Raw genomic sequence first — 23,630 nt, forward strand, 5'->3', positions numbered from 1 at the left:
CAAAATCGACCCATCGAAGAACTACCAAAAAGCAATTTCCCGCCTGAACAGGTGACTCGTTAAAGACTAATGTCTCGGGACATCGTTCTACCGATGTCCCGAGACATTACACCGTGGAGCTGAGGGGACTCGAACCCCTGACCCCCTGCATGCCATGCAGGTGCGCTACCAGCTGCGCCACAGCCCCGGAATATTTGTTGCCCGGCCGCCGGTGGCGTCCGAAGCAACTTGTCTGAGTTTAGTAGAGACAATTAGCAGATACCAAATTGACCTCTTCAACGTCTTTTAACCTTCCTGCACCGTCACTGGCTGAGGCAGCGTGCCTGCGTTGTGCTCAGTCAACCGCCAGCGCAGTTTTCCTTCCAATGCGCTGCCTTCCACTTCTTCCAGCAGCGACCAGTTGCAGTTGGCCAATCCCGAAAGGACACCCCAGTATTCATACGGCAAACCGAGAAGATGGGCGATTCCAACGCGCGCAGCACCACCGTGGGTCACGACGACGAGGGTTCCGTCTGCATCCAGTGCGTCGACCGCTTCAAGAATTCCAGCAGCCATGCGTTCGGCCATCTCGGCTCGTGTCTCGCCCCCGCCGGGACGCACTTCAACCGATCCACCGTTCCACTCTTCCATTTGTGCGGGAAACCGCTCCACGATGTCGGCGAAGGTCAGACCCTGCCAATCGCCGAGGAAGGTTTCCCGCAACCTGGAGTCCACATCCACTTCCAACCCCGTGACGCTCGCCAGTGCCTGCGCCGTGCCGAAAGCACGCCTTAGGTCGGACGAGACGATCCTGGTGGGACTGCTGTTTGCCAGAAGCTCCGCGGCAGCGGCGGCCTGCTGACGCCCTGTGGCGTCAAGTTCAATGTCCTCCTGGCCTTGAAACCGGCCTTCGGAGTTCCAAGCGGTGCGCCCATGCCGCCAAAACATGATTCGACGGCGTTTTCGGGCTGGGTGCCATGCCGGCAATGTGGGACGGGACATCTAATAGAGCCTTAGCCAGCTTCCGTGCCGGCTGATCCGCCGTCACGGCTGCCGTCGTCGTCCAGTTGAAGATCGACGGAAGGGCAATCGCCCCACAGGCGCTCCAGCGCATAGAAAACGCGGTCTTCCTCATGCTGGACATGGACGACGATTTCCGCATAGTCGAGGAGCACCCAGCGTCCCTCCGAGCGACCCTCGCGCCGGACAGGACGGAGATCCTGCTTGAGCAGTTCCTCTTCAATGCCATCGACAATCGCATTGACCTGCCGCTCGCTCGAGGCCGAGGCGATCAGAAAGATGTCGGTGATGGCCAGGCGTTCACTGACGTCGATGGCAATGATGTCACTCGCCAGTTTGTCGGCGGCCGCCCGTGCGGCATTCCGCGCCAATGCGACGGACGTATCAGAAGCGTTCACAAATCTCCTCGAGCTGTCATTTTTCAAAAGTAGCGCGGTGTCAAAGTCAGCCGCCCATTATCATTATCAGGCCCACCATGAGCGCAATGGCGCCAAGGGCGAATATCAGCACCTCCAGCAGACGCTGCCGCCTCACGCGTCCCATCCCCGCAGTCATGGAATCCAGCGGTTCAAGGCCATGCGCGGTATGCGCACTGATCGGACCACCTTCCTCCATCGATCCAGGTGCAGATTCCTGCGGAGGCAGTTGCCGACCCGCGGATGCAGTCCTGGATGGAGCGGTCCTGGCGGCCGCTTCTGCCCGCGCGAGTACATTGGACCTGCTGCTGCCCCTTGCGCCAGCCTGCCCGGTGTTGCGGGAGTGCCCGACGGCGGCATCCTCCGTTTTTTGGCGTGCCGGCGGTGTGGGAGCAGGACGGGATGAAAGATTGGACGCCGGGCCCGGGGCGGGACGAGGCACCCGCGGGGTGGAGGAGGTGATCACGGGGATGTGCGACGTCGTCGGCGGCTTCATTACCGGCCGGTCAATTCCTGGAATCTTAACGAACTCCAGCGGTGTCACCATGGCAAGGTTGTGCGCCGATGTGGGATCGTTCTGCTGTGAGGTGCGTTGGCGGTTCTGCTCGGATAGACGCTGCTTGGCAATCGCCCGTTGGTTCAGTACGGCGGCGCGCTCAGCCAGCTTCTTCTGCTCGGCGAGTACCTCAAGATCGACCGTCTTGGGATCTTGTTCAGATGCATTCAGCATCGCCATCTGGTTCTTGGCCTGCTCGACCAAAGCCGATCTTGCCGCCAGCGCCTCTTCCACGCTGAGGTCGTTAAGTGTGTTCTCCGGTCCCGGCGCCGGCGCAGACTCAGAACCATGATTCTGCCCGGACTTGTTCTGCACAGGGCTTCCGGAAGCGTTGGTTGATTCCTGCTTCGTCCCGCCCTGTCCTGGAGACGACGGCGGCACAATTGGCAGGCGTGAGGTGGACAATCCGGCAGCCCGGCGCTCGGCTTCGAGCTGCTGCTGTCGAAGCTGACGGCGTGTCAGAGGTGCCGACGATTCTTTCCTGGCTTCCTGCTCGGAAAGCGCCTTGTAAGCGCGCAGATTCTCGCGGTCGCGGGCCCGTGCCTGCGAAGTCCGTTCTGCCGGCTTGGATACCGGAGCGTCTACGGGCGAATCCGCAACGCGTCGTCGGCGGGACGGCTTTTGCTGCTCAGCCGGCTGTTGACCGCCGGGTTGCTGAACCTGATTCTGCTGATCATTAGTCGCGCCGGACTCGTTTCCGGCTTCGGCGTCCCGGCCGCTGTTTCCCACGGCGCCGGGTGCCGGCGCAGGAACCACCGGCACAGACGGATATCCGTTCTGCGGCTCGTCCGCCTGCCCGCTTTGAGCCTCGCGGGCCTGCCGCAGAGCTCTGCGGCTCCGCAGTGACTCCTGATCCTTACTCATTGCTAACTCATTCAGTACTAGAAGCTGATTACTTGCTTTGGACCTGCATGGACCGCCCCAGGGTCCGGTGCTGGGCGGCGGTAAAGGCCATACTTCGCGATGTATTGAACCACACCATCGGGAACGAGATACCACACCGGCTTTGCGTCGGCCACCCTGGCCCGGCAATCCGTGGAAGAGATGGCCATGGCCGGCACTTCCAGCAGACTGACATCCTTGCGGCCAAGGTCGTCGAGCTCGTGACCGGGGCGGGTGACGCCCACGAAATGCGCCAGCGACCACAGCTCTTCGATGTCCTTCCAGGACATGATCTGGGCCATGGCGTCGGCGCCCGTGATGAAGAACAAGTCCGCTTCCGGACGGGCCTTCTTCAGGTCCCGCAGGGTGTCGATCGTGTAGGTCGGACCCGGTCGGTCGATGTCCACTCTACTCACCGTGAAGCTTGGGTTCGACGCTGTGGCGACAACCGTCATCAAATACCGGTGCTCTGCCTTGCTGACTTTCCGTCCGTCCTTCTGCCATGGGCGTCCGGTGGGAACGAAAATAACCTCATCGAGACCGTAGACCGAAGCCACCTCACTGGCTGCAACAAGGTGGCCGTGGTGGATGGGATCGAACGTGCCACCCATCACCCCCAGGCGGAAGCGTCTTCCAGACACAGTCGGCGAATCAATGTGGGACCGGGACGCAGCATCGGCTGCAAGGTCCCGCTTAGCCGCTTTATCAGTGATGGGACTTCTCTTCGACGTTCGGGTGATGCTGCTCGTCGGGGAAACTCTTATGCGGATCCATATGCTCCTCGACGGCCTCGTGACGGTTGCCCAGATTCATGAAGGCCAAGGTGACGAACATCATCAACAGCAGCACCGCCATAATCCCTACTCCGTAGGCCCAGGCCGGGACTGGAAGTTCAGCGTGTTGCTCCACTGTCTCGGCCGTGATCTGGACTGCGCTCTGAAGCGTTGTCAGCATGGTCTCTCCCCTATGGGTCTCATGGTTTCAGTACCCCGTCTGAACAGGGTCCTGAACGGATTCACCTATATCCTACGTGCTCTACGGCTTAACCTGGCCGTCGCCGTTTACGATCCACTTAGTGGTCGTCAGTTCCGGCAGTCCCATGGGGCCACGTGCATGCATCTTTTGCGTGGAGATGCCGACTTCGGCGCCCAGCCCAAGCTCCGCCCCGTCGGTGAAGCGGGTGGAGGCATTAACAATAACCGCTGCCGAGTCGATCTCGGACGTAAACCGTTCGGAATTGGACAGGCTGTTGGTGACGATGGCCTCAGTGTGGCCGGTGCTCCAGGTCCGGATGTGGCTGATGGCGTCGTCCAATGAATCGACCATCCCCACCGCCATTTCCAGATCCATGTATTCGGTGGCCCAATCTTCATCGGTCGCAAGATCAGCGTCGACGCCGTCGGGCAAGGCATTCATCACGCGTTCGTCGGCATGAAGCCGGACGCCGGCCTTCGCCAGTGCCGAAAGCAGTTGCGGCAGCACGGTCGAGTCCTTGTGTACCAGCAGGGTCTCGGCGGCATTACAGACGCTGGGGCGATGGGTCTTGGCGTTGAGAACAATCTCAACGGCCATCTGTTCGACCGCTGACTCGTCCACGTATACATGGACATTGCCTTCACCGGTTTCGATGACCGGCACGGAGGCGTTGTTGACGACAGTCTGGATCAGGTTGCGTCCGCCACGGGGAATCAGCACGTCCACGCGTCCACGGGCCTTCATCAGCACGTTGGCGCCTTCGCGGCCATAGGCATCGACGCTCTGAACGGCGTCGGACGGGAAACCGGCTTTGTCGAGCACATCCCGGATAATGGCGACGAGCGTCTCGTTGGTATTGGCCGCGGCGCTGCCACCACGCAGGATCACCGCGTTGCCGCTCTTAATGGCGAGACCGGCAATATCAACGGTCACGTTGGGGCGCGCCTCATAAATGGCGGCAACGACACCCATGGGGACGTGGACTTGCCGCATCCGCAATCCGTTGGGGAGCGTCTGTCCCCGAACGATGGTACCCACCGGATCGGGCAGCGATGCGAGATTCTCGAGTGCCGTGGCCAGGCCGGCGATCCGGTCGCCGGTCAGCGTCAGCCGGTCCAGCAGAGCCTTGCCTGTTCCGTTCTTCTCACCGGCTTCGACATCGAGGGCGTTGGCACGCAGAATGGCGTCCTGATTCTGGACCAGGGCGTCCCCGATGGCCAATAGTGCCCGGTCTTTCCAGCCGCGGTTGGCACGCGCCATCCGGCGTGACGCGGTACGCGCCCGGTCGGCCAGGGTGTGAACCGCTTCAGTTACCTCCGAGGAGGGCGCTGTGGGGTCCGCCGGGGCGGCGCCACCAGTTGACGCAGTGTTTGAAGTCGCTTCGGAAGTCTTTTCGGCACTAACAGTCATGAATCCATTCTAACGTCGGGTACTTTGCTATGGCGTTTCGAATATGGGAATATCCGGCGCCATCCCTGCGGAACCGTATCCACAGGGGCGGAATGCTGAGGTCGGAGCGTAATCAGCGCGGTGGCGGAGTCTTGAAGGCCACCAGGTCATTGACGTGCACCACGGAGCGCTCATATTCGCTGCCGAGTTCCTTGGACAGCTCACGTGTGGTGCGGCCCAGCATTTTGGGGAGTTCATCCGAATCGTAATTGATGAGTCCGCGGGCGATGACCTCGCCTTGCTGGTTAACCATTTCAACAGGGTCTCCGGCCTCAAAATTCCCCGTCACCTTCGTGATGCCTGCCGGCAGCAAGGACCGCCTGCGGTCACGCACGGCCCGGGTGGCGCCGTCGTCGAGCTCCAGGGTGCCCTCGATACGGGCCAGATGGGCCAGCCAGAGCAGGCGGATCGGCTTACGCCGTCCCTTTGCCGTGAACCAGGTTCCGACGTCCTTGCCGGCAAGGGCATCCGCTGCCTGGTCGGTATTGGTGACCAGGGCTGGAATCCCGGACGCTGCGGCCATGGATGCTGCGTCCACTTTGGTGACCATTCCCCCGGTTCCGACGCCGGCCGCACCGGTGGAGCCGATTTTCACGCCTTCGAGGTCCTGCGGACCTGCCACCTCCGGTATCCGCTTGGCACCCTGGGACGGTGGGCCGTCGTAGAGCGAGTCGACGTCCGAGAGCAGGATCAACGCATCGGCCTTGACCAAGTGCGTGACCAAGGCGGCAAGGCGGTCATTGTCGCCGAACCTGATTTCATGACTGGCGACCGCATCGTTTTCGTTGACGATGGGCACAATACCGAAGTTGAGCAGGCGTTCGAGCGCCCGGTGGGCGTTGGCGTAGTGACTGCGGCGGATCAAGTCGTCCGCGGTCAGTACGACCTGGCCTACTTTGACCCCGTGTGCACCGAATGACTGGTTGTACCGGGCCATCAACAATCCCTGTCCCACGCTGGCTGCAGCCTGCTGGGAGGAGAGGTCCTTCGGCCTCCGGTCCAGCCCCAGAGGCGCAATACCGGCTGCGATTGCGCCGGAAGAGACGAGGATAATTTCAGTTCCCTGTTTGTGGCGCTCGGCGATAACGTCCGAGAGCTTGATCAGGGCTTCCTCATCGATTCCGCCGGCAACGGAGGTCAGGGAGGAGGAACCTACTTTTACGACTATACGGTCGGCCGTAGCCAGACCTGAGCGGCTCTTAATTGCGCGTTTTGAGGACATTAGTTCCTAGGGTCGGTGTCAGGGTCCATGTCGGTATCAGGTTCAGGGCTGCCGTCGGCGGTCTCCTGCGCGTCGGATTCCTTCGCTACGGGCCGGGCTTTGCGACTGGAGACGGATTCGGTCCAAATACCGGCCTTGCGTTCCGCCTCAAGCTCGTCACGTGCCGCAGCTCTGGCTTCCTTGCGATCCTGATACTGCTCACGTTTTTGATCGCGCGTCGGGCGATCGTAGTCTTCGAGCCGCAGATCTGTTCCGCGGCGGGAGGCCAGCAGCTCTGCGCCGCCGATCATGGTCGGCTCCCAGTCGAAGACGACGCCGTCGCCTTCGCCGATAACCACGGTGGAGCCGGGCAGGGCACCTGCCTTGAACAACCCCTCCTCGACGCCGAGTTTGGCCAGCCTGTCGGCAAGATAACCGACGGCTTCGTCATTGGTAAAGTCTGTCTGCTGCACCCAGCGCACCGGCTTCTCGCCGAGCACGCGGAACAACGGCTCCAGGTTCTTCTCTTCGCGCCGGATGGCGAATCCGGCCCGGTCGACGGCTTTGGGCCGCAGTATGACCTTGGGCGGCGCCTCGGAGCTGGCTGATTCCGCACGCGCCGCTGCCACGATGTCAGCCATGGCGAAGGTCAATTGACGCAGCCCGCCATGCGCGACGGCGGAAATTTCGAACACCTTGTAGCCGCGTTCTTCAAGTTCCGGCCGGACGAATTCGGCAAGCTCCCGCGCCTCGGGAACATCTATTTTGTTCAGCGCCACAAGCCGGGGGCGCTTGTTGAGCGGGACGACCTCCCCCGAGGTACCGGCGAAACTCGCATCAACCTCGTACGCATCGAGTTCCTTCTCCAGAGCTTCAAGATCGGAGATGGGATCGCGGCCGGGCTCCAAAGTGGCGCAGTCGAGCACGTGCACCAATGCGGCACAGCGTTCCACGTGCCGGAGGAATTCCAGTCCCAGGCCCTTGCCCTGGCTGGCTCCCGGGATAAGGCCGGGAACGTCTGCCACGGTGAACCGTGTTGATCCGGCTTCGACGACGCCGAGGTTGGGAACCAGCGTGGTGAATGGATAGTCCGCGATTTTTGGACGCGCCGCCGATACGGCAGCAATCAGGCTTGACTTCCCGGCAGAGGGGAAGCCGACGAGTGCGACGTCCGCGACGGTCTTCAGTTCGACGACGATATCCCGCGCTTCGCCTGGCACGCCCAATAACGCGAATCCCGGCGCCTTGCGCTTCTGGGAAGACAGCGCGGAGTTTCCGAGCCCGCCCTGGCCGCCGGCCGAAGCGACGTATTCCGTGCCGGCACCTACAAGGTCGGCCAGGACTTCGCCGTCCTGGGTTTTGACGATGGTTCCCTCGGGTACGGGAAGGATCAGTGTCTCGCCATTGCTGCCATGGCGCATATCGCCCTTGCCGCCGCCGCCATTAGTGGCGTGCCGGTGAGGGGCATGGTGATAGGAGAGCAACGTCGTCGTCTGCGGGTCGACGCGCAGGATGACGTCGCCGCCATTGCCGCCGTTGCCGCCGTCGGGCCCGCCCAGCGGCTTGAACTTTTCACGCTTAACGGAGACACAACCATGGCCACCCGTTCCGCCGGACACGTGCAATACCACCCTGTCCACAAAACTGGCCACGATATCTCCTTCTCCTGCCTAATGTCCTGCATCGATTCTATTGGTGATGCAGGAACCCGCGGACACCACGGCTCAAAATGACCGGAATGTTGCGGTTAAAAGAAAATGGGGTGAGCCTGATCGGCTCACCCCATTATTCGAAACCTGAGGCTGTTAGCTCCCAGCTGCAGGTTCCTCGGCGCGCCGAAGCGTGCCGGGGGCAGCTGGGCAGCTACTCTGCAGCTGCAGCAGCGTTGGCGCTCACGATGTTGACAACCTTGCGGCCGCGGCGTGTGCCAAATTCGACGGCGCCTGCATCCAGTGCGAACAACGTATCGTCCCCGCCACGGCCAACGCCGGCGCCGGGGTGGAAGTGGGTTCCACGCTGACGGACGATGATCTCTCCGGCCTTGACAACCTGGCCACCGAAACGCTTCACGCCGAGGTACTGCGCGTTGGAGTCGCGACCGTTGCGAGTGGAACTCGCACCCTTCTTATGTGCCATCTGAAATGCCTGCCTTCTTGGTAAAAATCTCTAGCTAACGGATCCGGATATTACCGCAATCGGAGGACTCCCAAAGTTGCGGCAACAGGTAAGACTTACGCTATGTCGGTAACCTTAACGCGGGTCAGTTCCTGGCGGTGGCCCTGGCGCTTCTTGTAACCGGTCTTGTTCTTGTATTTCTGGATCACGACTTTCTCACCACGGAGGTCTTCCAGAATCTCCGCTGTGACCTTGACCTTGGCCAGGTCCTTCGGTGCGGAGGTGATCTTCTCACCGTCGACCAGAAGCAGTGCGGGCAGCTCAATGTTGCTGCCGGCTCCTCCGGGGACGCGGTTGAGGGTAATAAAGTCTCCTACCGAGACCTTCTCTTGACGGCCGCCAGCGCGGACAATCGCGTACACCACTTGGGAACTCACTTCTCTCGACGTTTAATACTGAAGTTTCTACTAGCGGAGCTGCCTGCTCGTAATACAGTGCTCACGCTGTGCAACGCCGAGGACATAACCGTGCATGCGGCGTTTGCACCGAAGATCAAGAATACGCTAGATCGACCGCCAGCCGCAAATGACGGATCTGCGGCGAGTCGGCGCGTGGCGGCCGTCACACCAGCCGTTCAGCGGTAACGGCACCGGCATCGAGACGGGGTGCATCGAAGAACTCCCGCTCGAATACAGCCGAGCGGATGAACGCCTGTTCCATGGCCTCGCGCTCTTGCTGATCTACAGCAGTGGCAGCAAAGTCCATGATCCGCACAGCGCGGTCGGTGGCGGCACGGAACTCCTCGTCGGCATAGGTGTCCAGCCATGCTCCGTACGGATGCCCTGCCGCGTCCTGCCCGTCGACGTAGCCTGCGTACAGTGTCTCACCCACATAGGCGTAGAGCCAGAAGCACGGTATCGCGGCAGCGACTGCGATGGCGTAGGAACCTGTTGCCGCAGCCGCGCGGAGGTGCTCCAGATACGCTGCGGTGACTGAGCCGGATTGGGAGCCGGCGTCGGTTCCGGCCAGCCAGTTCCGGTGCAGTTCGGCTTCGACATTGATGCAGTTATCCGCGGCGTCCAGCCAGAAGGTCCGCTCCGACGGTGGCTCAGCCATAGCAGCAATGAGTTTCAGGACTTCGGCATAACCGTCCAAGTACAGAGCATCCTGAGCGAGATAGTAGCCAAACTCCGACGGGTTCAGTGCTCCAGTGGCCAGCTGCTGGATAAAGCCGAGTGCGAGGATCTCGTCCCGCAGCGGAGCAATATCGTCCCAAAGCCGCCTGCTGAAGCCACCTGGGTTTTTGCTGCCGTAACTGTGGAAGTGATGGACCGGACCGTTGCCCCGGCCGACGTCGAGGTCGTCGGCCCGTTCCAGAGCGACCGTCAGCCATTCCTTGGCAGTCGTCAACGCGGCGGCCCAGTTGTCAGTGCGGGTCCGGACCGTTGCCAGGGCCGCCGAGAGGGAGCATCCGGTGCCGTGCGTGTTCCGGGTGTGCACACGGATGGCGCTGGCCTCCTGCACCTGCTCTTCTTCCGCTAAGGACATGTCCACCACGGCATCCGGGCAGGATCCGTCGTCCAGGTGGCCTCCCTTGACCAGCACCGCGACATTGTGGCGCCCGGAGAGACGTTTACCGGCCTGGAGCGCCTGCTCCCAACTGGATACCGGAGGCTCGTCCAGCAGCACAGCCAATTCGGCCAGGTTCGGGGTAACCAAATCGGCGCAGGAGACAAGCCCGCGCAAGGATTCCTCGGCAGCGCGGTCCAGCAACCGGTCGCCGCTGGTGGACACCATGACAGGATCAAGCACGACGACGGGCGGCCGGTTCCGCATAAGCCAGTTCCGTACGACGTCGATTACGTCCTGCCGACCGAGCATGCCGATTTTGACGGCATCGATAACGACGTCGTCGCTGACCACGTTGAGCTGTTCCAGCAGGAAACTGACCGGAGGCGTGTGCACCGAGCGTACGCCCTGGGTGTTCTGGGCCACCAGGGCGGTCACGACGGCCATGCCGTAACCGCCATTGGCGCCGATGCTCTTCAGGTCAGCCTGGATACCGGCACCACCGGTCGGATCGGTCCCGGCAATGCTGAGAACCCGTGGAATGCTGTTGCCTGGCATGCTGTTCATACGCTCCATTCGCCGACGTCGCAGCGAAGGTGGCGCAGCCGCACGTTCCGGCATTATCGGAAGCGGTTTTGCTCCCGGACCTTCGGCCGCCGGCATGGTGAGCGCGACATCCCTTCGCTAGTCCTAACTAGTTCAGGTTCAACGGGTCTGGATCTCAGCCCCGCAATTGGAGCACCCCGTGTCACTGGCTCTGACTCTACAGCACTTTAGAGTTCCGACGCGGGGACGCCGGTGCCGAGAATCATTGGTTCCGCGGCCTTCGGCTTTTTCGACTCGGAATCGTCCTTCTTGCTGTCCTGCGTTTCCGGTACTGCGGCCGGCGTTCCGACATGGTTGGCTGCGTCACTGGAAGCAGCCGCTCCCGACCAGACCGCTTTCGTCGCCTGGGCCAATTGGCTGTCATCGTACTTCTCGACCGGGTTGGCGTTCGCCGCACCCTGCGCGCTGCGTGCCGAGCGGTGCCGGCGTGGGCGCCGTGCCGGCGCGGAAGGCTGGTCCTTGCCGTCCTGGCCTGGCTCACGCGCCGGCGCGCCGGGCTGGCTGTCGAACGCTTCGGTCAGACTCTCCAGCGTGAAACGGCTGCTCTCCTGCTCCTCGGCCGCTTCCGAGGCGCCCGATTTCGGCACTACAACAGACTCGCCATGGATCGTGAGGACCGTCCCGGATCCATCATCGCCGCCGGCGGCACCCCGTGTCTCGTCAGCGCCGCCGTCGTTCCGTGCAGCATTGTCTTTGCGGCGGTCCTTCCGGCTGGACGTGCCGGCGTTTGCTGCACCACCGCCGGGCGCACCGGCATCAGCTGTGGATTGTTCCGGCCGGTGTTCCTCGTCAGCATGTGCCGCATGCGATGCAGCGGCGATATTGGCCAGTGCTGCGCGAGCCGCTTCCGCCTTCGCCTGCTTCCCGGCGTCGTCAGGCTGCTCTTCAACGGCCTTCGGTGCGGGTTCAGGACTATCCTGCTGCCGCTGCTTCCGACTGCGCTTCTTTTCGCTGCGGGACTGCTTTTCCGCCCTGAGATGGTGCTGGTGGTGTTCCGTGCCCAACGCGTGCTGCTTGCGGTGCTCGACCGGTTCATCGTGCGTGACAACTCCCCTGCCCGCGCAGTGTTCGCAGGTTTCCCCGAAGACTTCGAGCAGGCCAGTGCCCATCCGCTTGCGCGTCATCTGGACAAGCCCGAGCGACGTTACTTCGGCCACCTGGTGCTTGGTCCGGTCCCGGCCGAGGCACTCGACCATGCGGCGCAACACCAGATCCCGGTTGGACTCCAGCACCATGTCGATGAAGTCGATGACGATGATGCCGCCAATGTCGCGCAGCCTCAGCTGGCGGACCACCTCTTCGGCGGCCTCCAGATTGTTCTTGGTGACGGTCTCCTCGAGATTGCCGCCGCTGCCGGTGAACTTCCCCGTATTGACGTCGACGACGGTCATAGCCTCGGTCCGGTCGATCACCAGCGAGCCGCCCGAGGGCAGGAAAACCTTCCGGTCCAGCGCCTTCGTGATCTGCTCGTCGAGGCGCCAGGCCGAGAAAATGTCCTCGTCCTTGGTCCACTTCTCCAGCCTGCCGACCAGGTCCGGCGCGACGTAGGTAACGTAGGCCTCGATGGTGTCCCAGGCCTCCTCGCCGGAGACGATCAGCTTGGAGAAGTCCTCGTTGAAGACGTCGCGGACAACCTTAATCGTCAGGTCCGGTTCGCCATACAGCAGCTCCGGCGGGAGCGTCTTGTTCGACTTCGAGTTGGACTCGATGGTCTCCCACAAGGCGCGCAACCGGTTGATGTCATTGGTCAGTTCCTCTTCGCTCGCGCCCTCCGCAGCGGTGCGGACAATGACGCCGGCGTTGTCCGGCAGCCGGTCCTTGAGGATCTTCTTCAGCCGGTTGCGTTCGACGTCGGGAAGCTTGCGGGAGATTCCGGTCATGGAGCCGCCCGGCACGTAGACCAGATAGCGGCCCGGCAGCGAAATCTGGCTGGTTAACCGGGCGCCCTTGTGCCCCACCGGGTCCTTGGTGACCTGGACGACGACGGAGTCGCCGGACTTGAGTGCGTTTTCGATCCGCCGGGGCGCATTGCCCATATTGGCGGCATCCCAGTTAACTTCGCCGGCGTAGAGCACAGCATTGCGGCCGCGTCCGATATCGACGAAGGCGGCCTCCATCGAGGGCAGTACGTTCTGCACCTTGCCGACATAGACGTTGCCGATCAGCGAGTCCTGCTGGGTCTTCGACACGAAATGCTCGGCTAGAACGCCGTCCTCGAGGACACCGATCTGGATCCTCTCGTCCCGTTGACGCACCACCATGGTGCGGTCCACGGATTCGCGGCGCGCCAGGAACTCCGCCTCAGTGATGACCTGACGGCGGCGGCCGGTTTCGCGGGACTCACGACGGCGCTGCTTCTTGGCCTCCAGCCGCGTTGATCCCTTGACACTGGTGACCCGGTCGGAGGCCGGAACTTCGCTGTGCTGGCGGGGGGCGCGGACCCGGGTGACGGTGTTGGGCGGATCATCATCGTCCCCGCCGGAGAGTTCCAGATCCGACTCACCGCGGCGACGGCGGCGGCGCCTCCGGCTTGTCACACCATCGCCATTGCCGGCTTCGTCCTGCTTTTGCTGCCCGGGACCGTCCTGCGGCGATGCCTCATCGTCCCCGCTGTCCGAGGATTCGTTGTCGGCATTGCCGTCGTTGCCACCGGAGGAGTCACGTCCGCGGTTCCGGTTGCGTCCCCTCCGGCTGCGACGACGGCGGTTACCTGAATCCTCGTTTTCGTCGTCGTCATCGGCATCGGAATTCCGCTGCGGCTCGGGCGGTGTTTCCGAGGGAGATTTTGCCTTGCTCGACCGGATTTCAGTTAGATCCGGGGCCTGGAACAGCACGGAAACGGGCGACGGCTGGACGGGCGGGGTTGAGGCGGCGGCACTGGTGGTCGGCTCCGTGGCGTCTTCTGCTGCCGCCGGCTCTTCTTTTGTGGAAGGTGCTTCCGGCTCTTCTTCCGTGCTGGAAGGTGCAGCCGGCGTAGTTTCGGCCTTCTTGCGGGGCGCGCGCTTCCGCTTTGCCGCGGGGCCCGGTTCCGGGGTGCCTTCCGGAGTGTCTTCACTTGCGGATGACGCATCCTTAGTGGACTCATCCGCGGGAAGGTCCAATGCCGGCTGGTGCCCGGGCTGATCCTCCCCGGTCGGCTGGTCTTCGGTGGGTACGGTCTTCCTGGCACGCGACCGGCGCGCCGGTTTTTTGGCTGCTTCACCAGTTGCCGATTCTGCGTCCGTGGCCTCCGCAATTGCCGGGGCTGCACCTTCATTCTCCATTACCGGAGCGCCTGCCTCCGGAGCGCTTGCCTCCGATGCGCCGCTGTCGGCATCCGCCGCGGAACCGCCCGTTTCGGCAACCGACTGTGTGCCGCCGTCGCTTTTGACTGCGGGCTTGCGCCGTGGCCTCGCCGGCTTGCGGACGGGCTCAACTGGTTCTGCGTTGGTTGACTGTTCAGATGAATCTGAAGTGATCTGATCGTTTTCCATATATAGCTGTGCTCCAGCCCTTGAGGTACCGGCCACATTCCGATCCCCCAAGGGGCAGTTGTCGTCTACTCCGTGGGCTCTTGGCTCCACGTCAGACGGAAATCGTCATGGTACCCGCGAGGTCGCACCAACAGTGGGGTGCGGTATCACTCACCGGCCAACGGATGCTCTGTATCCTGCTGCATTATCTTTTCACCAGCAGCGGCTCTCCGGCGGATTTCAGGTTCCCATTCGCTGATGGGGGCTTTACACCTGAAGCGTCGCCTGCGAGCCCTTAAGCTTCTCGCTGGACTGGACATCGAATGTGGTTCGTCATCCAGCCGGTTTCATTGTCTCACACAGGCCATGAGTTCTCAGGTATTAGCGGCGCCCAACCCATACCGGGGTCGGGCGGCGCCGAACCATCCTCGGAACTACAATCGAAGTGTCACATCCCGAACGGCATAGGACAGAATGGTGAATTCAGTGCAGGAGACCGGTTCAGGCGCCAACGGCCCCAATCCCCCGGCCGGGGCGCCCGGGGCCGGGGAAACCGCCATCGCGAACGATGAACCGCGCCTGACCCAGCAACGTCCGTTCGGATTGTTCCTGGTCATTACAGGCGCCGTCGCTTGGGTTGCGGCGGGCGTTCTCGTGCTTGAAAGACTGGCGCTGTTCCGCAACCCCGACCATATCGCCAGTTGTGACATCAACCCGTGGGTCTCCTGCAGCTCTGTAATGAAAACGGAACAAGCCGCCCTGTTTGGTTTCCCCAATCCGCTGATCGGCATCGTGGCGTTCGCCGTCGTCATCACGACAGGAATGGTCCTGCTCTCCGGAGGGCGGCTGGCCCGCTGGTACTGGATCGGGCTGCAGACCGGCGTCACGCTGGGCATGATCTTTATTGGGTGGCTGTGGTACCAGTCGCTGTACGTCATTGGTGCGCTGTGCCCCTATTGCATGGTGGTGTGGGCCATGATGATTCCCATGTTCGTCTGGGTCACCGTCCGGAATATGAACCAGGGAGTGTTCCGGCTCTCCCCCGGCTTCACCAGGTTCCTCAATGAATGGGCGTGGATCATCGTGGTGCTTGCCTACATCGGAATTATCACCAGCATCGTTTTCCGCTTCTTCATCGGCAACATCGGATAGCACCGGCAAACAGAAAAGCGGCCCACCACGCGGGGGCCGCTTTTCTATTTGTAAGGTCCGGTGGACCGGCTTGTAAGCTCCTCCGAACCGGCGGCGTCCAGCCGGTCAGCTGAACCAGATACCGATTTCCCGCTCGGAGGACTCCGTCGAATCGGAGCCGTGCACCAGGTTCTGCTGGACCTTCAGGCCCCAGTCACGCCCAAGGTCGCCTCTGATGGTTCCCGGCGCTGCCGCCGTCGGCTCGGTTGAACCGGCCAGCGAGCGGAATCCCTCGATGACGCGTTCGCCTTCGAAAATGGCCGCGACGATTGGACCGCTCAGCATGAATTCGACCAGCGGTTCGTAAAAGGGCTTGCCGATGTGCTCCTCATAGTGCTGTTCGAGCTGGCTGCGGTTGGCGTTCATCAGTTTCAGATCCACCAGGTTGTACCCCTTGGCTTCGACCCGGCCCAGTATGGTCCCGGTCAGGCTGCGGGAAACGCCGTCGGGCTTTATCAGGACCAATGTGCGTTCAGTGCTCACAAATATCTCCTAGCAGGAAGTTGATGGTGTTATTACAACTCTAAATGCCATGGACGGCGTCCAGTGGCGGGGCAGTCAATTCTCTGTGCCGCCGTCGGGATTGCGGCGCTCCCACTCGGCCTGTTCCGCGTCCCGCTGGACGTTTTCGCGGTCCAGTCTCGCCCCGGTTTTCACTCCGTACCACCAGGTAAGAGTGAACAGCGCACCGACCAGGAACATCATCGGGACCACGAAACCAGTGGCGATAATCAGAACCTGCAAAACCCAGCCGGCCGGGTAACCAAACCGCTTGGTCAGGAAAGCGCAGGCGGCCACCAGCACCGCGCTGAGCACGATTCCGGTGATCAACAATACCGGCTGCGGTATGCCACGGGCTCCGATGCCGAAGGCAACCAGGGTGGCGAAGAAGACCACGAAGGCTTCCAGGCTGAGTACCGTGGAGGCGAACATGACCTTGATCGAACGCCTTTTCTTTGGCATGTCGGGGCGCCACTCCCGCTGCGCCTTGGTCATCCTAGCCATCGTCCGTCCCCTTCTGTAGCAACAGGGTGCGGGCTTCACCGACGACGGTCACCGAGCCTGTGATGAGGATACCGCCGGAGAGATCGTTGAACTCCTCCGATCTGGCGACAGCCCACTCGATGGCGTCGTCCAAGCGTGCTTCTGCAAAAACGGATTCGGACGGTATACCCCAACTGATGGCGTTCTCGGCGAGCTCCTCGGCCGGTATCGCGCGGGGTGAGGATGACTGGGTAAAGCAGAAATCCGGGTTCAGCTCCGAGAGGGAGTCCTTGAGTTCGGTCACTATCCCCTGCGCGTCCTTCTCCTGCAGCACCCCGATGACGATCACGAGTTTGCTGAAAGTGAAGGCTTCCTGGACGGCGCCGGCCGTGGCCCGGGCGCCGTCTGGATTGTGTGCCGCATCGATAATGGTGGTCGGAGCGGTGCGGACCACCTCCATGCGTCCGGGGGAGGTGACATCGGCGAAGGCCTCGCGCAGCACTTCAGTCTCGAGTTCCTTCTTGCCGCCGCCGATGAAAGCCTCGAGCGCCGCCACCGCCACCGCCGCGTTCTGCGACTGGTGGATTCCATGCAGCGGAAGCAGCAGGTCCTCGTAGCGGCCGGCCAGCCCAGTAATGGTCAGCTGCTGCCCACCGACCGCCATCGCACGCGCCTCAACGCCAAACTCGATGCCCTGGAACCGGAACGGAACGTCGACTTCCTGCGCGTGTTCCAGCAGGACCTGCGCAGCCTCGACCGGTTGCGCTGCGCTGACCAGGAATCCCCCGGCCTTGATGATGCCGGCCTTCTCAAGGGCGATTTCGGTCAGCGTGTCTCCGAGCAGTTCGGTGTGATCGGCGGAAATTGGGGTAACCACGGCCACCTGCCCGTCCGCGACGTTGGTGGCGTCCGTGATGCCGCCAAGGCCGACCTCGATGACGGCAACATCCACCGGCTCATCCGCGAAGACCGCGAAACCCAGGATCGTCAGGCATTCGAAGTACGTCAGCCGGGGCTCGCCTGCGTCCTCAAGTTCGCCGTCGACCATTTGCAGGAACGGGTGTATTTCATCCCAGATCCGGACGAAGGTCTCGTCCTTGACCGGCTCGCCGTCCACGCTGATGCGCTCGGTTACCTTGGCCAGATGCGGGCTGGTGTACCGGCCGGTCCGCAATCCATGCGCGCGCAGCCCGGCTTCGATCATCCGTGCCGTGGAGGTTTTGCCGTTGGTCCCGGTGATGTGGATAACCGGATACGCCTTCTGCGGATCTCCGAGCAGTTCCATGGCGCGGAACAGCGGATCGAGCCGCGGCTCCATCTTCGATTCGGGCGCGCGGCCGAGCAATTCGGCATAGACGCTCTCCACCGAAAACTCGTCCAGTCCTTCGCTTGGCATTTCTCAGCCCTCCAGTTTTTCGACGGCGACAGTCATCACGGCATCTGCGGCCTCGGCGGATGCACCCACATCCTCAGGTCCTGCGACGGCAGCCGAGGATTCTCCAGCGGAGCCGGACGGGTTCAGCACCAAATCATCGGTGAGCGTTTCGGTCTTGACGAGAACGCTGTTGGCCTGGACGGCGTCCAGCACGTCCTGCGGCGCGGTCACCGAGGTGCGGATCCGATCGCTGATATGCAGCCCGGCGTCGCGGCGCGCCTGCTGGATCGCGCGGACGGCGTCCCTGGACATGCCTTCGGCCGCCAACTCTGGCGTCAGATCGGTATCCAGCACGACGAAACCACCACCGGGCAGCACGCTGACCGCCCGGCCGGAAGCGACGTCGTCGTCGACCACCGTTTCCAGGGTATACTCGCCCTCCTGCAGGGCGAGCCCCCCTGAGGTGACGGTGCCGTCGTCGTCAACTGACCAATCCCCGCTCTTGGAACCCTTGATGGCGAGCTGCACATCTCTGCCCAGACGCGGTCCGGCGGCGCGGGCGTTGACGACGAGCTTCTGGCTGATACCGAACGCCTCCGGCTCCGCCGTGGCCGAATCCAACAGCTGGACCTTCTTGATGTTCAGCTCATCGGCGATGATCGCCTCATAATGCCCACTCAATCCGTCTGCGCCGGGAGCGACGACGGTGAGGGCGGACAGTGGCTGCCGCACCCTGAGGTTCGCGGCCTTCCGTAGGCTGGAACCGGTGGAGCAGATCTGCCGGGTGCGGTCCATCTTCTGCACAAGTCCGGGCTGTTCCGGAAAAGCAGCAGCGTCAGGCCAGTCCGCAAGGTGGACGGAACGGCCGCCGGTGAGTCCACGCCATACTTCCTCGGTCACCAGCGGCAGCAGTGATGCCGCGACCCGGCAGACCGTTTCCAGACAGGTGTAGAGGACGTCGAAGGCGGCCGTATCTTCGGCGAAGAAGCGTTGCCGGCTGCGGCGGACATACCAGTTGGTGAGGGTGTCGAGGTAGAGCCGCAGCGACTCGCAGGCGCCGCTGATGTCGAACGCGTCGAGGGACTCGGTCATCGTCCGGACCAAGGCGCCGGTGTTGGCGAGGATGTAATCGTCCAGCGGATCCCGCCCGGAGTCTTTGCCTGCGCCGGCTTCCGTCGAGTCGGTTACCAGCTTCGCCTCGTACCCCTTTCCGCCGTCGGCCGCATTGGCGTAGAGGCTGAAGAAGTGCCATGCATTCCACAGTGGCAGCATCACCTGACGTACCCCGTCGCGGATGCCCTGCTCGGTCACCACCAGGTTCCCGCCGCGCAGGATGGGGCTGGCCATTAGGAACCAGCGCATCGCGTCCGATCCGTCGCGGTCCAGCACTTCCGAGACGTCCGGGTAGTTTTGCAGCGACTTGGACATCTTCTGCCCGTCGGAGCCCAGCACGATCCCGTGGCTGATCACGTTGCGGAAGGCCGGCCGGTCGAACAGCGCCGTTGCGAGGATATGCAGCGTGTAGAACCAGCCGCGGGTCTGACCGATGTATTCGACGATGAAGTCACCCGGGTTGTGGTTTTCAAACCAGGTTTCGTTCTCCATTGGATAGTGCACCTGGGCGTACGGCATCGAACCTGAGTCGAACCAGACGTCGAGCACGTCCTCGACGCGGCGCATGGTCGACTTGCCGGACGGGTCATCAGGGTTCGGGCGGGTCAGCTCATCGATGAACGGGCGGTGCAGGTCAGGCTGTCCCTCCTTGTTGAGCGGCAACCTGCCGAAGTCGGCCTCCATTTCGGCAAGCGAGCCGTACACGTCGGTCCGGGGGTACTTGGGGTCGTCCGACTGCCAGACCGGGATCGGGCTGCCCCAGTAACGGTTGCGGCTGATCGACCAGTCGCGGGCATTTTCCACCCACTTGCCGAACTGTCCGTCCTTGACGTTCCCGGGGATCCAGTTGATCTGCTGGTTCAACTCCCCCATCCGGTCCTTGAATTTCGACACCTCGACAAACCAGGACGAGACCGCCCGGTAGATCAATGGGTTACGGCAGCGCCAGCAATGCGGGTAGGAGCGGTCGTAGCTCGCCTGGCGCACCAGTCGGCCGGATTCCTTCAGCTGGCGGATGATGGCCTTGTTCGCCTCGAAAACCTGCACGCCGGCTATAGCCGAGAGCGGCCCTTCGCTGAACAGCGGCAGGAACTTCGCCCCCTCGTCCACGGAGAGGATGACCTGGATTCCGGCCTGCTCGGTGATTTGCTGGTCTTCTTCACCGTAGGCGGGCGATTGGTGCACGATTCCCGTACCGTCAGTGGTCGTGACATAGTCGGCGACCAGGAAACGGAACGCGTTCCGGTAGCCACCCTTGTCCGGATCGGCGAAGTAATCCCACAGCGGTTCGTACTTGAGCCCGCCCAGATCCTTGCCGGAATAGGTGGCGGCCACAGCGTCCCTGGCTTCTTCGGCGGAGTCGTAGCCCAGGTCCTTGGCATAGCCGGCCAGCAACTCCTCCGCAATGAGGAACCGGACCGGGCTGCCCGTCGCCTGCCCCGCTTCGCCCGTCCGGTCTTTTTCCGAGAACGGTGCTTGGCCGCCAGAACGGTGCTGGTCCGCACCGTTCTCGCCGGCCAGGACCGTTTTCGGGGACCAGCCCTCGACATTGGTCCCCTGAGGTCCAGCAGGTACGACGGCGTACGTTATGTCGGGTCCGACGGCGAGGGCAGCGTTTGTGGGCAGAGTCCAGGGCGTCGTCGTCCAGGCGATAGCCTGCACACCGGCCAGTTCCGCCGCCGCTGGGTTTGAAGCTGCACTCATGGCCACGCCGCTGTTGGCACCAGCAGTTGTGCCGCCGTCGTCGCTTCCGGCCGTAGCGCCGCTTGCCGCACCAACAATGGGGAACGTGACCGTGACGGTCTGGTCCTGGCGCATCTGGTAGACGTCGTCGTCCATCCGCAGCTCATGGTTCGACAGTGGGGTTTCGTCTTTCCAGCAATACGGCAAAACCCGATAGCCGCTGTAGGTCAGCCCCTTTTCATGCAGCGTCTTGAATGCCCACATGACCGACTCCATGTACTCGATATTGAGCGTCTTGTAGTCGTTTTCGAAGTCGACCCAGCGGGCCTGGCGGGTGACGTAGGCCTTCCACTCGTCGGCATACTTCATCACCGAGGCGCGGCAGGCGTCGTTGAACTTGTCGATGCCCATGGCTTCGATTTGCTGCTTGTCCGTCATGCCCAACTGCTTCATTGCCTCAAGCTCTGCTGGCAGACCGTGGGTGTCCCAGCCGAACCGGCGCTCGACACGGCGGCCGCGTTGGGTCTGGTAGCGGCCGACGAGGTCCTTGGCATAACCGGTCAGCAGGTGTCCGTAGTGCGGCAGACCGTTGGCGAAGGGAGGGCCGTCGTAGAAAACGAACTCGTTCTCGCCGTTCTCGCCGGCGTCGCGGGCATCAATACTGGCTTGGAACGTGCCATCCTCGTCCCAGTACTTAAGTACCCTCTCTTCGAGCCGGGGAAAGCGTGGGGATGAACTGGTGGCCGCGGCAGCGGAATCAGCGGTGGTGGCTTTGGGATAGTACTGAGGCATCTAAGACATCCTGGTTGAGGCTGATACAGGATGCGAGGACGGATCCGACGCCGGCAACGTTGGAAACCGCAACCTTCCGGTCGTCGGGCAACTATCCGGCACCAATTCCGCGGTACCACCTCACTTACAGCCATCTTCCTCCATTTCGGGAGGATGCTGGCTGCCGCTCGTTGACTGCTGTGACGGGCTTACCCGTCCGGCTCTAATGGGATCTGCTGCAAAGCACCTGATGGCACTGCCGCTGCACGGTCTGTTCTTCCGGAAGCTCACCGGTGATGGCCGGGTCGATGCTTGTTCCTTTAGTCTACAAGGAACGGTACACGTTCGGCCAAGCGGTCGGCTTCCTAACCCTTGACGCCGGTCGTGGCAACGCCCTTAATGAAGTGCTTTTGCGCCACAAAGAAGAGAATGATCATCGGAATCGTAGTGATCACACTGGCGGTGATCGGAATTTCCCAGGCGAACTCGCCTGCCACACCGAACTGGTCGACCAGTGCCTTCAGACCACGGGGAACGGTGAACGTGGAACTGTCCCGCAAATAGATCAGTGGACCCATGAGGTCCGTCCACGCCGCCTGGAATTCGAAGATCAGGGTCACGATCATGGCCGGCTTGCAGAGCGGAACCCCGATCTTCCAGAACTGCTGCCAGTGGTTGGCACCATCAATCGTTGCCGCCTCAAACACCTCGTTCGGCAAAGTCAAGAAGAATTGTCGAAGCAGGAAAATATAGAAGGCGCTGCCAAAAAGATTCGCTGCCCACAGCGGCGTCAAAGTGCCCACCATTCCCAGACTGTCCCAAATCAAGAACCGCGGGATCATGGTCACTGCGCCGGGAAGCATCATGGTGGCAAGCACGACGCCGAACAAGACATTGCGGCCCCGGAACCGGAAGCGTGCGAATCCCCAGGCGACCAAAGCGCTCGAGATCGTCACCGCCACGGCGCCGAGAACGGTGACGATCGCGGTATTGCCAATCCACAGGGCAAGCGGCGCTTCCTGCCACACGCGCACATAGTTATCCAGAGTGAAAGTTTCAGGAATCAGCTTGTTGTCGAATACCTGCGACCGTGGTTTGAAGGAGGCACTGAGCAGCCAAACCAGCGGGTAGATGAACATCAGGGTCGCCAGCGCCAGCGCCGCACCAATGATGACTTTCCCCAGCATCCGGCGCCGGCGCTTGCCTCCGCTCACGGGGTGGCTCGGTCGCGCTGGACGATGGGGAGGCTCGACGCCGTCGGACGGGGTCAGGGGGCCGGAATCGTCGAGGCCGGTGGACGCTGTCGTCGACGTGCGTGGAATATCAGCGCGGGTGGCCATTACCGTCCTCCCTCGTAGTAGACCAGTTTGCGGCTGATCAGCACTTGGACGGCTGTGACCGCCATGATGATGACGAACAGCAGCCATGCCATGGCCGATGCGTATCCCATGTGCAGGAACTCGAACGCCTGCTGGAACAGGTAGATCACGTAGAACAGAGCGGCATCAGTGCTGTAGGTCGTTCCGCCGGCGCCAAAGTAAGCGGTATAGGCCTCGGTGAAGGTTTGGAAGGAGGCAATGGTGTTCACAATGAAGATGAAGAAGATCGTGCCGCTGATCATCGGCACTGTTATCCGGGTGGTGACCTGCCAGGAGTTGGCGCCATCCACCCGCGCCGAATCAATCATTTCCTGGGGCACATTGTGCAGTGCTGCGAGTAAGATAATAACTGACGCCCCAAGCGTCCATAGATTCATCAGGATCAATCCGGGCTTGATCCAGTCCGGGTCGGTCGTCCACGCCGGTCCGTCTATGCCGAACACTTCAAGGATTTCGTTGACCAGACCATCGTGGCCGTTGAAAATCAGCAGCAGGATAATGCCAATGGCCACGGGTGGCGTCATGTTTGGTAGATAGAACGCAGTCCGGAAGAAACCGGATGCCCGCCCCACCTTGAGCAACAGCAGGGCCAAAGCCAAGGAAATCAGGACCTGCAGCGGGACCGAGACAACCGTGTATACGAACGTGTTCCACAGTGCCAGCGATACCTTTGGATCGTGCAGCATCTGGGCATAGTTTTCGAGTCCGATGAAAGTCGGATCATTGATGACGTCATAGTCCGTCAGGGACAAATAGCCGCTGTAGAAGATCGGCCAGGCCGTGAATACCAGCATGCCGAGAATCCACGGGCTGATGAAGAGCAGGGCTGCCCGAACGTTTCGCCTGCGGTTACGCCGCTGCCCGGGCCGCAGCTGGACTTTTTCCTTTTTGCCGCCGATCACCGAGGCCACGCG

The 23,630-nt window shown here is 62.1% G+C and carries 19 protein-coding genes, 1 tRNA gene and 1 riboswitch; of the genes, 1 reads left to right on the forward strand and 19 read right to left on the reverse strand.

The window, feature by feature from the left end:
- Nucleotides 1-114: 114 nt before the first annotated feature.
- From ACX80B_RS00005 to ACX80B_RS00065, 13 genes are all read right to left on the reverse strand, one after another.
- Nucleotides 115-187, reverse strand: a tRNA-Ala gene (locus tag ACX80B_RS00005).
- A gap of 98 nt (nucleotides 188-285) precedes the next feature.
- Entirely contained in the window at nucleotides 286-927 is a 642-nt protein-coding gene (locus ACX80B_RS00010; RefSeq protein WP_459291773.1) for a histidine phosphatase family protein, read from the reverse strand.
- 65 nt (nucleotides 928-992) lie between these two features.
- Nucleotides 993-1,397, reverse strand: coding sequence for a ribosome silencing factor (gene rsfS / locus ACX80B_RS00015; protein WP_459291775.1), 405 nt, complete (start codon nucleotides 1,395-1,397; stop codon nucleotides 993-995).
- 46 nt (nucleotides 1,398-1,443) lie between these two features.
- The gene (locus tag ACX80B_RS00020; RefSeq protein ID WP_459291777.1) at nucleotides 1,444-2,835 is read right to left on the reverse strand and encodes a hypothetical protein; all 1,392 of its coding nucleotides are present in this window, start codon (nucleotides 2,833-2,835) and stop codon (nucleotides 1,444-1,446) included.
- Between the two features lie 17 nt (nucleotides 2,836-2,852).
- Entirely contained in the window at nucleotides 2,853-3,494 is a 642-nt protein-coding gene (gene nadD / locus ACX80B_RS00025; protein WP_459291779.1) for a nicotinate-nucleotide adenylyltransferase, read from the reverse strand.
- A 64-nt stretch (nucleotides 3,495-3,558) separates the two neighbouring features.
- On the reverse strand, nucleotides 3,559-3,807 hold the full coding sequence (locus ACX80B_RS00030; RefSeq protein WP_459291781.1) for a hypothetical protein: 249 nt from the start codon (nucleotides 3,805-3,807) through the stop codon (nucleotides 3,559-3,561).
- 81 nt (nucleotides 3,808-3,888) lie between these two features.
- A complete protein-coding gene (locus ACX80B_RS00035) occupies nucleotides 3,889-5,238 on the reverse strand; it encodes a glutamate-5-semialdehyde dehydrogenase (protein WP_459291783.1) in 1,350 nt (449 codons plus the stop codon).
- A gap of 112 nt (nucleotides 5,239-5,350) precedes the next feature.
- Nucleotides 5,351-6,499 (reverse strand): glutamate 5-kinase, encoded by a 1,149-nt coding sequence (gene proB / locus ACX80B_RS00040; protein WP_459291785.1) that lies wholly within the window; start codon nucleotides 6,497-6,499, stop codon nucleotides 5,351-5,353.
- Entirely contained in the window at nucleotides 6,499-8,130 is a 1,632-nt protein-coding gene (gene obgE, locus ACX80B_RS00045) for a GTPase ObgE (RefSeq protein ID WP_459291787.1), read from the reverse strand. The genes proB and obgE overlap by 1 nt, the downstream gene beginning before the upstream one ends.
- A 211-nt stretch (nucleotides 8,131-8,341) precedes the next feature.
- Nucleotides 8,342-8,614 carry a 50S ribosomal protein L27 gene (rpmA, locus tag ACX80B_RS00050; protein WP_459291788.1) on the reverse strand — a complete coding sequence of 91 codons (273 nt, stop codon included), beginning with the start codon at nucleotides 8,612-8,614 and terminating at the stop codon, nucleotides 8,342-8,344.
- A gap of 95 nt (nucleotides 8,615-8,709) precedes the next feature.
- A complete protein-coding gene (rplU, locus tag ACX80B_RS00055) occupies nucleotides 8,710-9,018 on the reverse strand; it encodes a 50S ribosomal protein L21 (RefSeq protein ID WP_459292817.1) in 309 nt (102 codons plus the stop codon).
- 196 nt (nucleotides 9,019-9,214) lie between these two features.
- Nucleotides 9,215-10,729, reverse strand: a complete 1,515-nt coding sequence (gene thiD / locus ACX80B_RS00060) for a bifunctional hydroxymethylpyrimidine kinase/phosphomethylpyrimidine kinase (RefSeq protein WP_459291790.1) — start codon at nucleotides 10,727-10,729, stop codon at nucleotides 9,215-9,217.
- A gap of 92 nt (nucleotides 10,730-10,821) precedes the next feature.
- A riboswitch (TPP riboswitch) is annotated at nucleotides 10,822-10,918 on the reverse strand.
- Nucleotides 10,919-10,935: 17 nt separating this feature from the next.
- A complete protein-coding gene (locus ACX80B_RS00065; RefSeq protein ID WP_459291792.1) occupies nucleotides 10,936-14,241 on the reverse strand; it encodes an Rne/Rng family ribonuclease in 3,306 nt (1,101 codons plus the stop codon).
- 453 nt (nucleotides 14,242-14,694) lie between these two features.
- Between ACX80B_RS00065 and ACX80B_RS00070 the strand changes: the two genes are divergently transcribed.
- Nucleotides 14,695-15,372 (forward strand): vitamin K epoxide reductase family protein, encoded by a 678-nt coding sequence (locus ACX80B_RS00070; RefSeq protein ID WP_459291794.1) that lies wholly within the window; start codon nucleotides 14,695-14,697, stop codon nucleotides 15,370-15,372.
- 105 nt (nucleotides 15,373-15,477) lie between these two features.
- On the opposite strand, the gene ndk is transcribed toward ACX80B_RS00070, so the two are convergent.
- From ndk to ACX80B_RS00100, 6 genes are all read right to left on the reverse strand, one after another.
- The gene (ndk, locus tag ACX80B_RS00075) at nucleotides 15,478-15,894 is read right to left on the reverse strand and encodes a nucleoside-diphosphate kinase (RefSeq protein WP_459291796.1); all 417 of its coding nucleotides are present in this window, start codon (nucleotides 15,892-15,894) and stop codon (nucleotides 15,478-15,480) included.
- Between the two features lie 75 nt (nucleotides 15,895-15,969).
- The gene (locus ACX80B_RS00080) at nucleotides 15,970-16,416 is read right to left on the reverse strand and encodes a DUF4233 domain-containing protein (protein WP_459291798.1); all 447 of its coding nucleotides are present in this window, start codon (nucleotides 16,414-16,416) and stop codon (nucleotides 15,970-15,972) included.
- The gene (locus tag ACX80B_RS00085) at nucleotides 16,409-17,791 is read right to left on the reverse strand and encodes a bifunctional folylpolyglutamate synthase/dihydrofolate synthase (protein ID WP_459291800.1); all 1,383 of its coding nucleotides are present in this window, start codon (nucleotides 17,789-17,791) and stop codon (nucleotides 16,409-16,411) included. Before ACX80B_RS00085 ends, ACX80B_RS00080 begins: the two co-directional genes overlap by 8 nt.
- Before the next feature lie 3 nt (nucleotides 17,792-17,794).
- Entirely contained in the window at nucleotides 17,795-21,358 is a 3,564-nt protein-coding gene (locus ACX80B_RS00090; RefSeq protein ID WP_459291802.1) for an isoleucine--tRNA ligase, read from the reverse strand.
- A 344-nt stretch (nucleotides 21,359-21,702) separates the two neighbouring features.
- Nucleotides 21,703-22,677 carry a carbohydrate ABC transporter permease gene (locus ACX80B_RS00095; protein WP_459291804.1) on the reverse strand — a complete coding sequence of 325 codons (975 nt, stop codon included), beginning with the start codon at nucleotides 22,675-22,677 and terminating at the stop codon, nucleotides 21,703-21,705.
- The gene (locus ACX80B_RS00100) at nucleotides 22,677-23,627 is read right to left on the reverse strand and encodes a carbohydrate ABC transporter permease (protein ID WP_459291806.1); all 951 of its coding nucleotides are present in this window, start codon (nucleotides 23,625-23,627) and stop codon (nucleotides 22,677-22,679) included. The genes ACX80B_RS00095 and ACX80B_RS00100 overlap by 1 nt, the downstream gene beginning before the upstream one ends.
- Nucleotides 23,628-23,630 lie beyond the last annotated feature (3 nt).

Source organism: Arthrobacter monumenti, assembly GCF_054511255.1.

Bases quoted from the DNA above. Each gene is read 5' to 3' on its own strand.
- ACX80B_RS00035 (WP_459291783.1), bottom strand. From the start codon at position 5,238: ATGACTGTTAGTGCCGAAAAGACTTCCGAAGCGACTTCAAACACTGCG.
- ACX80B_RS00095 (WP_459291804.1), bottom strand. From the start codon at position 22,677: ATGGCCACCCGCGCTGATATTCCACGCACGTCGACGACAGCGTCCACC.
- ACX80B_RS00065 (WP_459291792.1), bottom strand. From the start codon at position 14,241: ATGGAAAACGATCAGATCACTTCAGATTCATCTGAACAGTCAACCAAC.
- proB (WP_459291785.1), bottom strand. From the start codon at position 6,499: ATGTCCTCAAAACGCGCAATTAAGAGCCGCTCAGGTCTGGCTACGGCC.
- ACX80B_RS00080 (WP_459291798.1), bottom strand. From the start codon at position 16,416: ATGGCTAGGATGACCAAGGCGCAGCGGGAGTGGCGCCCCGACATGCCA.
- ACX80B_RS00030 (WP_459291781.1), bottom strand. From the start codon at position 3,807: ATGCTGACAACGCTTCAGAGCGCAGTCCAGATCACGGCCGAGACAGTG.
- ACX80B_RS00070 (WP_459291794.1), top strand. From the start codon at position 14,695: ATGGTGAATTCAGTGCAGGAGACCGGTTCAGGCGCCAACGGCCCCAAT.
- ACX80B_RS00020 (WP_459291777.1), bottom strand. From the start codon at position 2,835: ATGAGTAAGGATCAGGAGTCACTGCGGAGCCGCAGAGCTCTGCGGCAG.
- ACX80B_RS00090 (WP_459291802.1), bottom strand. From the start codon at position 21,358: ATGCCTCAGTACTATCCCAAAGCCACCACCGCTGATTCCGCTGCCGCG.
- ACX80B_RS00010 (WP_459291773.1), bottom strand. From the start codon at position 927: ATGTTTTGGCGGCATGGGCGCACCGCTTGGAACTCCGAAGGCCGGTTT.
- thiD (WP_459291790.1), bottom strand. From the start codon at position 10,729: ATGAACAGCATGCCAGGCAACAGCATTCCACGGGTTCTCAGCATTGCC.
- rpmA (WP_459291788.1), bottom strand. From the start codon at position 8,614: ATGGCACATAAGAAGGGTGCGAGTTCCACTCGCAACGGTCGCGACTCC.
- ACX80B_RS00085 (WP_459291800.1), bottom strand. From the start codon at position 17,791: ATGCCAAGCGAAGGACTGGACGAGTTTTCGGTGGAGAGCGTCTATGCC.